This window comes from Actinacidiphila yeochonensis CN732 (genome assembly GCF_000745345.1).
In the GTDB taxonomy this organism is placed as follows: Bacteria; Actinomycetota; Actinomycetes; order Streptomycetales; family Streptomycetaceae; genus Actinacidiphila; species Actinacidiphila yeochonensis.
In genome coordinates, this window is the sequence record NZ_JQNR01000005.1 from 4,005,509 (window position 1) to 4,018,462 (window position 12,954).

Here is a 12,954-nt window from a genome sequence, read left to right on the forward strand (position 1 = left end):
CAGCCCACCAGGAGAGCTGACGTGTTCACCGGAATCGTCGAAGAGCTGGGCGAGATCACCGCCGTCGAGAAGCTGACCGACGCCGCCCGTTTCACCGTCCGCGGCCCCGTCGTGACCGCGGACGCCCGGCACGGCGACTCGATCGCCGTCAACGGCGTCTGCCTGACCGTCGTCGACCTGCTGGACGGCGCGTTCACCGCCGACGTGATGGCCGAGACGCTCAAGCGCTCCAGCCTGGGCGTCCTCGCCCCCGGCTCGCGCGTCAACCTGGAGCGCCCGACCGCGCTCGGCGGGCGGCTCGGCGGGCACCTGGTGCAGGGCCACGTGGACGGCACCGGGACGGTCCTGGAGCGCACCCCCGGCGAGCACTGGGAGGTCGTCAGGATCGCGCTGCCGGCCGAACTCGCCCGCTACGTCGTGGAGAAGGGCTCCATCACGGTGGACGGCGTGAGCCTCACCGTGGTCGACGCCGGCGCGGACTCGTTCACCGTCAGCCTGATCCCGGCCACCCTCGCGGCCACCACGCTGGGCGTCAAGCAGCCGGGCGAGCCGGTCAACCTGGAGGTCGACGTGATCGCCAAGTACGTCGAGCGGATGCTCGGCGGCCGCGCCGCGGCAGGGCCGGAGGCCGTTCGATGAGCGTGGTCCACTGGCTCAACTCGCAGGCGTTCACCGCCTTCGACCAGCACGTCATCTGGTCCGACCTGATCGGCAACCTGCTCGGCCTGGCCGCCCTCGCCCTGGGCTGGCGGCGGGCGATGCTCACCTGGCCGGTCCAACTCCTCTCCGGGGTCGTCCTGGTGGCCGCCTTCTGGGGCGCCCACCTCGGCGGCGGCGTCGGCAAGCAGTTCGTCGTCATCACCGTGGCCGTGTGGGGCTGGTACCAGTGGCGGCGCGGCAGCGCCGAAGGCGCCCGGGTCGGCGTCCGGTTCGCCACCTGGCGGGAACGGGCCGTGCTGGTGGCCGCCACCGGCCTGGGCACCGCCGCCGTCGCCGCGGTCTTCCTGGCCTGGCCCACCCTGTCGTGGAACCCGTGGCCCGACGCGTACATCTTCGTCGGCACGCTCGCCGCGATGTACGCGCAGGCCCGCGGCTGGGTGGAGTTCTGGATCGCCTGGCTGGCCGTCGACGTGGTCGGGGTGCCGCTGAACTTCCACAGCGGGCTGCCCTTCTCCGGCCTGGTCTACATCGTCTACTTCGCGCTGGTGATCGCCGGCATGGCCGCCTGGTGGCGGCAGGGCCGGGGCGGCGCGGCCGCGGCGGTGCCCCAGGCGCAGGCACCGGCGCAGGCACGGGAACAGGCACAGCTTCTGGAGCAGACCCAGGTACAAACCCAGGCACCGGCCCAGGCCCAGGAAGGAGTGGCGTCATGACCGTCACGACCGCGTCCCCCGAGCGGGGCCTCACCGAGGAACTGGTCCTCGACCCGATCGAGCGGGCCGTCGCCGACATCGCCGCCGGCCGGCCGGTCGTGGTCGTCGACGACGCCGACCGGGAGAACGAGGGAGACCTCGTGGTGGCCGCGGAGAAGGTCACCCCCGAGATCGTCGCGTTCATGATGAGCGAGTGCCGCGGCCTGATCTGCGTGCCGATGGCCGGACCCGACCTCGACCGGCTGGAACTGCCGCAGATGGTCGCGGACAACACCGAGTCGATGAAGACCGCCTTCACCGTCTCCGTGGACGCCTCGGGCGCCCACGGCGTCACCACCGGCATCTCCGCCGCCGACCGGGCCGCCACCATCCGGCTGCTGGCCGAACCCGCCAGTGCCGCGGGTGACTTCGTCCGCCCCGGCCACGTCTTCCCGCTGCGCGCCCGGTCGGGCGGGGTGCTGGTGCGCCCCGGCCACACCGAGGCCGGCGTCGACCTGGCCCGGCTGGCCGGGCTGCGGCCCGCCGCGGCGATCGTGGAGATCGCCCGTGAGGACGGCACCATGGCCCGGCTGCCCGACCTGGTGCCCTTCGCCCGCCGGCACGGGCTGTCCATCGTCTCCATCGCCGACCTGGTCGCCTACCGCCGCGACGCGGCGCCGGCCGTCCGCCGCGAGGCCAGCACCACGCTGCCCACCGCGTACGGCGACTTCCGCGCCTACGGCTACCGCGGCACCGAGGACGGCGTGGAGCACGTCGCCCTGGTCGCCGGGGACCTCGGCGACGGCCAGGACGTGCTGGTGCGCGTCCACTCCGAGTGCCTGACCGGGGACGTGTTCGGCTCGCTGCGCTGCGACTGCGGCCCGCAGCTCCAGGCCGCGCTGCGCCGGATCGGCGAGGAGGGCCGCGGCGTGGTGCTCTACCTGCGCGGCCACGAGGGGCGCGGCATCGGCCTGATGTCCAAGCTGCGCGCCTACGAACTCCAGGAGCGCGGCCGCGACACCCTGGACGCCAACCTGGAGCTGGGCCTGCCCGCGGACGCCCGCGACTACGGCGCCGCCGCCCGCGTCCTGGCCGACCTCGGGGTGCGCTCGCTGCGGCTGATGACCAACAACCCGGACAAGACCGGCGCGCTGGTCCGCCACGGCCTCGACGTGCTCGGCCGCGAGCCGATGCCCGTCCAGGCCGGCGAGCACAACCTCCGGTACCTGCGCACCAAGCGGGACCGGATGGGCCACGACCTGCCCTGGCTCGACGCGGCGGCGCGCTGACCGCCGCCCGTCCCCGGAGCGTGAGCCCGCCCGGCTCCCGCCCCCCGATCTGCCGTACCCGTCCCACCACCCCTGAAGAGAAAGCACCGAGGACCGAAAAGTGAGCGGTAAGGGCGCCCCCGAGCTGACCGTGAAGAACTGCGGCGACCTGCGTGTCGCGGTGATCGCGGCGCAGTGGCACACCGAGGTCATGGACGGCCTCGTCGACGGAGCCGTGCGCGCGCTGCACGAGCTGGGCATCGAGGAGCCGACCCTGCTGCGGGTGCCCGGCAGCTTCGAACTCCCCGTCGTGGCCAAGGTGCTGGCCGGCCGCGGCTACGACGCGATCGTCGCGCTGGGCGTGGTCATCCGCGGTGGCACCCCGCACTTCGAGTACGTCTCCCACGGCGTCACCCTGGGCCTGACCCAGGTCGCGGTGGAGACCGGCGTGCCCGTCGGGTTCGGCGTGCTCACCTGCGACACCGAGGAGCAGGCCCTGGACCGGGCCGGACTGCCGGGCTCCAGCGAGGACAAGGGGCACGAGGCCGTCACCGCGGCCGTCGCCACCGCGGCCACGCTGCGCTCGGTTGCCGAGCCCTGGCGCTGAGCGGCAGCGGCGGCACCGTAGGCTAGGACCACCATGGCCAACAAGACATTCGAAGAGCTCTTCGAGGAGCTCCGGCAGAAGGCCGCCACCGGCGACCCCGGCACGTCCCGCACCGCCGAACTGGTCGGCAAGGGCGTCCATGCCATCGGCAAGAAGGTGGTCGAGGAGGCCGCCGAGGTGTGGATGGCCGCCGAGTACGAAGGCGCCGACGCCACCGCCGAGGAGATCTCCCAGCTGCTCTACCACGTCCAGGTGATGATGGTCGCCCGGGGGATCTCCCTGGAGGACGTCTACGCCCATCTGTGAGCGGGCCGGCCGTACCCGGCCGCCCCGCCACCGCCGAGGGCCCGTGCCGGCCGGGGCGCCACCGCGCCCCGGCCGGCCTCTGACCTGCGGCGACCCCGCCACCCGCACTGACGTGTACTGACGTGTACTGACCCCGCACCGCACGGCGAGCCGCCGGCGGCGGGCCCGGGCCGGGACGTCCCGGCCCGGGCCCGCCGCCGGGCGCCTCCCCGAAGCCCACGCATCACCAAGATCCCGACCGGCTCCTCCGAACAGAAGGAACACGCACCATGCTGCGCATCGCCGTCCCCAACAAGGGCTCGCTCTCCGGACCCGCGACGGCCATGCTCCATGAGGCCGGGTACCGCCAGCGCAAGGAGTCCAAGGAGCTCGTCCTCGTCGACAGCGCCAACGGCGTCGAGTTCTTCTACCTGCGCCCCCGCGACATCGCCATCTACGTCAGCTCCGGCCGCCTCGACATCGGCATCACCGGCCGCGACCTGCTGCTGGACTCCGGGGCCCAGGCCGAGGAGATCCTCCAGCTCGGCTTCGCCCGCTCCACCTTCCGCTTCGCCGCCCGCCCCGGCACCGCCCAGAGCATCGCCGACCTCTCCGGGCAGACCGTGGCCACCTCCTACGAGGGCGTGGTCGCCAAGCACCTGGCGGACAACGGGGTGGACGCCTCCGTGGTGCACCTCGACGGCGCCGTGGAGACCGCGATCCAGCTCGGCGTGGCCCAGGTCATCGCGGACGTGGTGGAGACCGGCACCTCGCTGCGGAACGCGGGCCTGGAGCCGTTCGGCGAGCCGATCATGGAGTCCGAGGCCGTGGTCATCCGCCGGACCGGCGCCGACCCGGCCGACCCGCAGGAGCCGAAGGTGCAGCAGTTCCTGCGCCGCCTCCAGGGCGTCCTGGTCGCCCGCCGCTACGTGATGATGGACTACGACATCCGCGCCGAGAACGTCGAGAAGGCCGTGGCCCTCACCCCCGGCCTGGAGTCGCCGACGGTCTCCCCGCTGCACCACGAGGGCTGGGTGGCCGTGCGGGCCATGGTCCCCGCCGTCGAGGCCCAGCAGATCATGGACGCGCTCTACGACCTCGGCGCCCGCGCCATCCTCACCACCGGCATCCACGCCGCCCGGCTGTGACCCCCGAGGGCGCACGCCCCGGTCCGGGACCCCGGCCGGGGCCGGACACCCCGGTGTCCGGCGCCCTGGCCGGGCTGCCGGTCGTCTTCCGGCCGGTGCTGACCCGGGTGGTGCTGCTGACGCTGGCCGCCGCGGTGCTGGTGGCGCTCTGCTCCCTGGCGGTGCTGGTGCCGCACGACGGGGCGCAGCCCTGGGGGTTCGGGCAGCGCGCCGGGGTGGTCGTCTCGGCGGTCCTGGTGGCCGGCCTGCTGGTCCTGCTCAGCCGCCCGAAGGTGGTCGCCGACCGGGACGGGCTGACTGTGGTGAACCTCACGCGCCGCCGCCGGCTGGCCTGGGCCGAGGTGCTGCGGGTCAACCTCGGCCACGGCGACGCCTGGGTACGGCTCGACCTCGCCGACGGCACCACGCTGCCGGCCATGGGCATCCAGCCCGGCATCGCCCGCCGCCAGGCGCTGCGCGACGCCCGGCGGTTGCGGGACCTCGTCGACGTCCTCGGCACCGCCCACGTTCCGGAGCGCCCCGGCCGCTGACCCGCGCCCGGCCCGGCCCGGCCCGCGCCGGGCGAAGCGGGGCGCGGCGCCGTACGGGCGCCGACGCGGAGCCCGCACGGCCGCTGTCTCTTCGCCACCGCGGCCGGAATGACTACCCTGGAGCGAGCGGCGCCCCGCGCGCCGCCCGACCGCCCGCCGAGCGCGGGCGGCCCGCGGTCGCCGCGGGAACCCGAACCACCCGAGGAGTGACACCCACACCCCGATGGACGAACCGTCCGGTAGTACCTGCGCCGCCCCTCCCGCACCACACCGGGGAGTGGCGGCCCGATGAGCACGTCCCTGCTGCTGCTCGCGGCAGCCTTCCTCCTGATCCTCGCCAACGGATTCTTCGTCGCCGCCGAGTTCGGCCTGGTCACCGTGGAACGGTCGGCCGCCGAGCGGGCCGCCGAAGCCGGCGACCGGCGGGCCCGCACCGTGGTCGCCGCGCTGCGCGGACTCTCCTTCCAGCTGTCCGGCACCCAGCTCGGCATCACCATCACCTCCCTGGTGGTCGGCATGCTCGCCGAGCCCGCCCTCGGCGACCTGCTCGCCGGCCCGCTGCGGGCCGCCGGGCTGCCCGCCGGCGCCGCCCCCGGCGTGGCCGTGGTGGTCGGCATGATGGCCGCCTCCGGCGTCCAGATGGTCATCGGCGAGCTCGTTCCCAAGAACTGGGCGGTCTCCCGCCCGCTGGCCGTGGCCCGGGTGGTCGCCGGCCCGCAGGGCGCGTTCTCCCGCGCCTTCCGGCCGGTCATCGACCTGCTCAACCGGGTCTCCAACCGGCTGGTGCGGGCCCTGGGCGTCGAGCCGGCCGACGAGCTGGCCTCCGCCCGCACCCCCACCGAGCTGGTCTCGCTGGCCCGGCACTCCGCGCTGGCCGGCGCCCTGGAGCCGGACACCGCCGACCTGTTCGTACGGACCATGGCGCTGGGCGAGCTCACCGCCGAGAACGTGATGACCCCCCGGGTGCGGGTCAGCGCCCTGGAGGACACCGCCACCGCCGCGGACGTGCTCAACCTCACCCGTGCCACCGGCCTGTCCCGCTTCCCCGTCTACGACGAGCGGGTCGACGACATCACCGGCATGGTCCACCTCAAGGACGCGCTGGCGGTGCCCGCCGAGGAGCGCTCCCGTACCCGCGTCGGCGCCCTCGCGAAGGCCCCGCTGCTGGTGCCCGAGAGCCTGCCGGTGCGGCAGCTGCTCGGCCTGCTGCGCAGCCAGCAGCCGATAGCCGTCGTCGTCGACGAGTACGGCGGCACCGCCGGCCTGGTCACCCTGGAGGACATCGTCGAGGAACTGGTCGGCGAGGTGCGCGACGAGCACGACGCCGCCGACCGGCCCGAGCTGGCCCGGCCCCGCCGAGGGCGGCGCCCCGCGTGGACCGCCGACGGCGGCACCCGTGTCGACACCCTGGAGCGGATCGGCCTGGCCGCGCCCGAGGGCCCGTACGAGACGGTGGCCGGGCTCGTCGCCGACCTGCTCGGGCGCATCCCCGCGCCCGGCGACACCGCCGCGCTGCCCGGCTGGCGGCTGCGGGTCGAGGAGGTCGACCACCACCGTGCGGCCCGGGTGCGGATCGTGCGTACCCAGGACCCGGCGGGGGAGGTGAAGGAGCGATGAGCTTCCTCCAACTCCTCTTCACCGCCCTGCTGATCCTCGGCAACGGCTTCTTCGTCGGCGCCGAGTTCGCCCTGGTGTCGGTCCGGCGCAGCCAGATCGAACCGCTCGCCGCCGGGCAGCGGGCCGCCCGCACCGTGCTGTACGGGCTGGAGCACCTGCCGCAGATGATGGCGGCGGCCCAGTTCGGCGTCACCGTCTGCTCGCTGACCCTCGGCGCGGTCGCCGAGCCGACCGTCGCGCACCTGGTGGAGCCGCTGTTCTCGGCGGCCCGGGTGCCCGACGACCTGGTCCACCCGGTCGGGTACGTGCTGGCGCTCGCCCTGGTGGTGTCGCTGCACCTGGTGATCGGCGAGATGGTGCCGAAGAACCTGGCGATGGCCGACCCGGAGAAGGCGGCGCTGAAGCTGGCCCCCGGCCTGGTGGGCTTCGCCCGGGTGTTCCGGCCGGTCATCGCGGTGCTCGGCGCCTGCGCCCGGCTCGTCCTGCGGGCCTTCCGGGTCGAGCCCAAGGACGAGATCGAGGCGGTCTTCACCAGCTCCGAGCTGACCGTCCTGGTGGACGACGCCCGCGCCGCCGGACTGCTCGACTCCGACGAGCAGGAACGGCTGGAGGACGCCCTGGAGCTGGGCTCGCGCCCGGTCACCGAGGTGCTGCTGCGGCCGGACCAGCTCGTCACCCTCGCCGCGTCGGCCACCGCGCGCCAGGTCGAGGAGCTGACCGTGCGCACCGGGTACTCCCGCTTCCCCGTGACCGCGCCCGGCGGCGGGGCCGGCTACGTCGGCTACCTCCACGTCAAGGACGTGCTGGACGTGGAGGACCGCGACCGGCCGGTGCCGCCGCGGCTGTGGCGGCCGATGACCACGCTCCGGGCCGACCTGCCGCTGGACGACGCGCTCACCGCGATGCGCCGGGCCGCCAGCCACCTGGCGTCCGTCACCGACCAGGCCGGGCGCGTCCTGGGCCTGGTCACCATGGAGGACGTGCTGGAGATGCTGGTGGGCGAGGTCCGCGACCCCGCGCACCGGGACGACGGGCCCGAACCCGAGCCCGCCGCGACGGCCCCGGCCTCCGCCGTGCCGCAGCCCGCCGCCGGACCCGACCCCGCCGCGTCGGCGCGGGCCGGCTCCGGGCCGCGTCCGGCCCCGGTACCCGAGGCGGCGCCGGGCCGCAGCGGGGCGAGGTGTCCGGGCCGTCCGCCGGGGAGCTGGTGCGCTGACCCGTTCCCGGCCCCCGCGCGCCCTCGTGCGCGGGGGGGCCGGGAACGGTCAGTCGGACTCGGGCGGCTGCGGGATGCCGGGGCCGCGCCCGGACAGCACCTCGCCGTACGCCTGCATCAGGTCCGGCAGCCGCAGCGTGGACAGCTCCTCGCGGCCGGGCAGCTCCGGGTACTCCGACAGCCGCAGGTCCCGGTAGGCGCAGCTTTTCTCGTACAGGGTGCGCAGCAGGCGGCCGTTGCCCAGCTCGTCGATCCACCCCTCCTCGACCACGTGGCCGCTGATCGCGCCCAGCTCCTCCAGCGCCTCCTCGTCCCACCGGTCGCCGTTCTCCGCGGCCAGCACCTCGCCGATCCGGGTCAGCTCGGCCGGGCGGTAGCTGGGGAAGTCCACCCGGGTGGTGAAGCGCGAACCGAGCCCCGGGTTGGCCGCCAGGAGCCGGTCCATCCCCTCCGGGTACCCGGCGAGGATCACCACCAGCCGGTCCCGGTTGTCCTCGGCCCGCTTCAGCAGCACCTGGAGCGCCTCGTCCCCGTACGCGTCGCCCTTGCTGTAGCCGGAGTTGGACAGGGCGTACGCCTCGTCGACGAAGAGCACCCCGCCCAGCGCCGAGTCGATCAGCTCGTTGGCCTTGACCGCGGTCTGCCCCAGGTACTCCCCGACGAGGTCGGAGCGCTGCGCCTCCACCAGGTGGTCCCCGCCGAGCAGCCCCAGCGCGTAGAAGACCCGGCCCAGGATGCGGGCCACCGTGGTCTTGCCCGTACCGGAGGGGCCGGAGAAGACGAAGTGCCGTTTCGGCGGCTGCACCGGAAGGCCCTGCCCGGCCCGCAGCCGGGCCATCCGCAGCTGCGCGGACAGCGCCCGTACCTGCCGCTTCACCGGCTCCAGGCCCACCATCCGGTCGAGTTCGGCCAGTGCCTGCGCCAGCAGCACCGGATCGGAGCCGCCGAGCCGCACCTGCGACCCGCCGGGCGGCGCCCCGGCCCGGCCCCGGCCCATGTCCTCCAGGGCGCCGGCCAGCAGCAGCGACTCGTCCAGGTCCGGCGCCGAGCCGCCCGGCGGCGGACCGGCGCCGAACTCCGCGGGGAAGCCGGCGCCGAACTCGGCGGAGAGGCCGGCACCGTAGTCAGCCGGGAACTCGCCGGCGAACTCCGGGGCGGCCTCACCCGGCACCGGCTCCACCCCGTCGGCCGCCTCCGGGACCGCCTGACCGCCGCCGGCCAGCGACACCGCGGCCAGCCCGGCGCCCTCGTCCAGCCCGTCGTCGGCCTCGTGGATCGCGGCCAGCCTGGCGGCGGTGTCCATGAACGCCGGGTCCACCCGGTGCACCGCCCGGTACAGCGGCAGCGCCGCCGCGGTGCGGCCGGTGCCCTCGTAGGCGCGCGCCAGCCAGTAACGCAGCTCCTTGCGCTGCGGCTGCTCGCTGCGGCAGCGCATCAGGGCGGCGGCCAGCAGCGGCTCGGCCTGCCCGCACATCTCCAGCCGCACCCGGGCCATCCCGCCGAACAGCCCCGCCTCGATGCCGAGTACGGGATCGCCCAGCAGCGGCTCGGTGTGCCGCACCAGGTGCTCCCAGTCCTTGACCAGGTACGCCCGGCAGGCGTGCAGGAACCGCACCTGCGGGTCGGTGTCCACGGGCGGGCAGCCGGCCAGCGCCTGGTCCAGCTCGGCGACGTGCCTCCCGTCCAGCCAGTGCGAGGCGTGCGCGAGCAGCAGGTCCCGGCTGGTCTCCAGCACCGGCTGCACCCACCAGCCGAGCCAGTACCAGGAGTTGAGGGTGCGGCGGTGGGCGGCGCGCTGGTCGCCGAACCGGTCGCGGTGGCGGTACATCTGGAGCAGCGCCGTGGCGGTGTCGGCCCGCAGCGCGTGCAGGCCCAGCCAGGCGTCGGCCATACCGGGGTCCAACCGGACCGCTGTCCTGAACTCCTCCTCGGCCTGCACGTAAGCGCCCACGGTGTAGGCGTCCACCCCGCGCAGCCAGGCCAGATCGGCTGGTGAGCCCGGGCGGTCCGTACCGTAGTCCATCAAGTCCCCACCAGCCCCACCCTGTCCTTCCCCCCTGCCCTCGCCGACTCGCCCTCCAACCCGTGGCCGACGGGGAGGAGTTGAGGCGGTGGCGGACGCCTCCCCAGGCACCGCGTCCCGCCCCTTCGCCGCATCGTACCCGCGATACCTGGAACACCGAAGGGCGCGCCGAGGCTGCCCGCGAGCGGGGTCGACCGCCGGAGCCGCCTTTCACGGGCGCGCGGGACCCGCGAGCGGGACGGCGCGGGGTCGCGGACCGGGGCGCGGGAATCCGGCGGTTGCTCCGGAAGCGGGGGCATCGCGGCGGGGCCGCCCGCCCGTTCGAGGAGGCGGCCGGCCGTCCGTACGGGGTTCGAGCGCTGCTCCGCAGGACCGGCGGAGGATGTCGGATGATCACAGCGGGTGAGATCACGGGGGTGGTGGACGGCGCGGCGCCGGCCTGCTCCGGACAGGACGAAGCCCCCGGTCACGGGGGAACAACCGAGGGCTTCGTGTTCGAGGAGCGGTCACTCTCACCGCTAGTTGAAAACGTAATTGCTCAATACCCCCGTGGTCAAGCAGACAAGCCGACGATCGTACCTGTTGCGTGGTGCGGTCGGCCGTCCCGACTGCCGCCCGGCCGGGGGGTGTTCGCGCCCCCGTGGCGCCCTCCCGGGCGGAGCTCCCGGCCACCACCTCCGGTTACCTACGGTCACCTCGGGTGCGGGCCGCCGGACCGGGCAGTGCCGTGTAACCGCCCGGCGCGGGCCGGTCCTGACGGACCAGCAGGTCGGCGAAGGGCCGCGTCGGGTCGGCGGCGAAGTGCTCGTCCTCCGCGCGCGTCCAGCCGTTCCAGAAGTGCTCCAGCTCCGGACCGTCCCGCCGCCGGCCGCGCACCCGCGCCTCGTGCGGGGGCACCTCCAGCCACAGCGTCAGCGCGAGGTACGGCCGCACCGCCGCCTGCCCCGACCCCACCCCCTCCACCAGCACCACCGGAGCCGGCGGCACCTCGCGGACGGTCGCGAAGGTACGCGCGTGCCAGTCGTAGACGTCGTGCCGCACGGGGCGCCCCTCGGACAGCGGGGCCAGCACCTGCCCGGCCAGCCGCCCGGCCCAGCCGAACGGCTCCTCGTGGGTGGCCAGGTCGTCGGTGTGCACCACGGGTGCCCCGCCCAACTCCTCGGCCAGCCGCTCGGCGAGCGTGCTCTTGCCCGCCCCCGCGTGGCCGTCCACCGCCACCACCCGGGCCGCCCCGCAGCGCGGGCGGGCCCGCAGCACGGCCGTCGCCATGCCGCCCAACGTCAACTCCTCCGCGTCCGTCACGGACCGACCCTATGCGCCCCGGCGCCCCCGCCCACCGCACGACGCGTCCGCCGGGCGGCGCTTCCGCCCGCTCCGGCGAGCCGGTCCCCCGGGGCACCGTGAGGACCCCGCCGGCGCCGCCGAGACCCCTCCCGGACGCCGCCGCGGGTCCTCCTGACGCCGCGTCGAAGCGGGCCCGCCCGTCCGGCGGGGCTCGCTGGCCGCGCCGGACGGGCCCGTCTACCGTGAGCGGATGAGCGATGCGACGGAGGAGGGCGGCCTCTACCCGCCCGAGCGGGTGGCGCGGGCCCAGGAGGCGGCGCGGGACGCCGGGCTGGACGCCCTGCTGGTGACGCCGGGCGCGGACCTGCGCTACCTGACGGGCTACCAGGCGCTGCCGCTGGAACGGCTGACCTGCCTGGTGGTGCCGGCCGAGGCGGACCCCTTCCTGGTGGTGCCCGCGCTGGAGAAGGCCGCGGCCGAGGCGTCCCCGGCCGGGCGGCTCGGCATCGAGATCACCGGGTTCGCCGAGACCGACGACGCCTACGAGCTGGTGGCCCGCCGGCTGCCGCCGGGGACCACCCGGTTCGCGGTGGACAACCACATGTGGGCCGAGAAGCTGCTCGCCTTCCAGGACGCGCTGCCGCGGGCGCGGGCCGGCCTGGCCGGGGACGTGCTGGCGGGCCTGCGGATGCGCAAGAGCGCCGCCGAGGTGGAGGCGCTGCGCCGGGCCGGCGCCGCCATCGACCGGGTGCACCGCCGGATGGGGGAGTGGCTGCGGCCCGGACGGACCGAGCGCGAGATCGCCAGGGACGTCGCCGACGCGATCCTGGCGGCCGGGCACGCCACGGTGGACTTCGTGATCGTCGGCTCGGGGCCCAACGGGGCCAGCCCGCACCACGAGGTCTCCGACCGGGTGGTGCGGGCCGGCGACCCGGTGGTCGTCGACATCGGCGGCACCACCCCGGACGGCTACTGCTCCGACTCCACCCGTACCTACGCCGTCGGCGAGCCGCCGGCCGAGTTCCGGGAGCTGTACGAGGTGCTCCAGGGGGCCCAGGCCGCGCAGACGGGCGCGGTGCGCCCGGGGATCACCGCGCAGGAGCTGGACGCCGTCGGCCGGGACCGGATCGCCGCGGCCGGCTACGGCGAGCACTTCATCCACCGCACCGGCCACGGGATCGGCCTGGAGACGCACGAGGAGCCGTACATCGTGGCCGGCAGCGCCCGGCCGCTGGAGCCCGGCATGGCGTTCTCCGTCGAGCCGGGCATCTACCTGCCGGGCCGGTTCGGCGCCCGCATCGAGGACATCGCGGTGTGCACCGAAGCGGGCGGTGAACGGCTCAACCTCACCGGCCGCGACCTGGTCGTCCTGCCCGCGTGACCGCCAGTGGTCTGGACCAAAGTCGCTACGGGTCGGAACACAACAGCCCTGGTGGAAAAGGCATCCAGCAGCAATAGTTGGGCGACCCGCCGTTGTCCGGAACGGACCCGCCGGGCCTTTTCCCGTTCACGTCAAGGGGAACCGAGGTACCCGCACATGAGCAGAAACGCGCCCCGGCGTGCCGTGCTGACCGCCGCCGTCGCCGCTGCCGCCGCCGTCGCGGCCGGCGCCGCCGCGCAGAGC

Annotated in this window: 11 protein-coding genes and 1 pseudogene; 10 read left to right on the forward strand and 2 right to left on the reverse strand. The window is 75.1% G+C overall.

Translation table 11 applies throughout. The annotated features are described in order from the left end of the window. Window positions 1–21: 21 nt before the first annotated feature. The 9 genes and pseudogenes from BS72_RS28255 to BS72_RS34830 all read left to right on the forward strand — a co-directional run. Window positions 22–639: a riboflavin synthase gene (locus BS72_RS28255; RefSeq protein WP_037914602.1), complete on the forward strand. Its 618-nt coding sequence runs from the start codon at window positions 22–24 to the stop codon at window positions 637–639. Beyond that, window positions 636–1,373: a nicotinamide mononucleotide transporter family protein gene (locus tag BS72_RS28260; protein WP_063836157.1), complete on the forward strand. Its 738-nt coding sequence runs from the start codon at window positions 636–638 to the stop codon at window positions 1,371–1,373. The genes BS72_RS28255 and BS72_RS28260 overlap by 4 nt, the downstream gene beginning before the upstream one ends. Beyond that, the gene (locus BS72_RS28265) at window positions 1,370–2,641 is read left to right on the forward strand and encodes a bifunctional 3,4-dihydroxy-2-butanone-4-phosphate synthase/GTP cyclohydrolase II (protein ID WP_037914604.1); all 1,272 of its coding nucleotides are present in this window, start codon (window positions 1,370–1,372) and stop codon (window positions 2,639–2,641) included. Before BS72_RS28260 ends, BS72_RS28265 begins: the two co-directional genes overlap by 4 nt. A 100-nt stretch (window positions 2,642–2,741) precedes the next feature. Then, the gene (gene ribH / locus BS72_RS28270) at window positions 2,742–3,227 is read left to right on the forward strand and encodes a 6,7-dimethyl-8-ribityllumazine synthase (RefSeq protein ID WP_037914605.1); all 486 of its coding nucleotides are present in this window, start codon (window positions 2,742–2,744) and stop codon (window positions 3,225–3,227) included. A 33-nt stretch (window positions 3,228–3,260) separates the two neighbouring features. Continuing rightward, window positions 3,261–3,533 (forward strand): phosphoribosyl-ATP diphosphatase, encoded by a 273-nt coding sequence (locus tag BS72_RS28275; RefSeq protein WP_037914607.1) that lies wholly within the window; start codon window positions 3,261–3,263, stop codon window positions 3,531–3,533. Window positions 3,534–3,802: 269 nt separating this feature from the next. Further along, entirely contained in the window at window positions 3,803–4,660 is an 858-nt protein-coding gene (gene hisG, locus BS72_RS28280) for an ATP phosphoribosyltransferase (protein WP_037914609.1), read from the forward strand. 53 nt (window positions 4,661–4,713) lie between these two features. Beyond that, complete coding sequence (locus BS72_RS28285) at window positions 4,714–5,190, forward strand: PH domain-containing protein (RefSeq protein WP_037914611.1); 477 nt, start codon at window positions 4,714–4,716, stop codon at window positions 5,188–5,190. A 288-nt stretch (window positions 5,191–5,478) separates the two neighbouring features. Then, entirely contained in the window at window positions 5,479–6,807 is a 1,329-nt protein-coding gene (locus BS72_RS28290; protein WP_037914613.1) for a hemolysin family protein, read from the forward strand. Further along, window positions 6,804–7,898 (forward strand): annotated as a pseudogene (locus BS72_RS34830) (hemolysin family protein); the annotation flags it as partial. The gene BS72_RS28290 and the pseudogene BS72_RS34830, both read left to right, overlap by 4 nt. A gap of 174 nt (window positions 7,899–8,072) precedes the next feature. On the opposite strand, the gene BS72_RS28300 reads toward BS72_RS34830, so the two are convergent. After that, complete coding sequence (locus BS72_RS28300; protein ID WP_037914617.1) at window positions 8,073–10,046, reverse strand: AAA family ATPase; 1,974 nt, start codon at window positions 10,044–10,046, stop codon at window positions 8,073–8,075. A gap of 681 nt (window positions 10,047–10,727) precedes the next feature. Beyond that, window positions 10,728–11,315 carry a uridine kinase family protein gene (locus BS72_RS28305; RefSeq protein WP_037918030.1) on the reverse strand — a complete coding sequence of 196 codons (588 nt, stop codon included), beginning with the start codon at window positions 11,313–11,315 and terminating at the stop codon, window positions 10,728–10,730. A 265-nt stretch (window positions 11,316–11,580) separates the two neighbouring features. Between BS72_RS28305 and BS72_RS28310 the strand changes: the two genes are divergently transcribed. Beyond that, the gene (locus BS72_RS28310) at window positions 11,581–12,711 is read left to right on the forward strand and encodes a M24 family metallopeptidase (protein ID WP_037914619.1); all 1,131 of its coding nucleotides are present in this window, start codon (window positions 11,581–11,583) and stop codon (window positions 12,709–12,711) included. The last annotated feature ends 243 nt before the right edge of the window (window positions 12,712–12,954 follow it).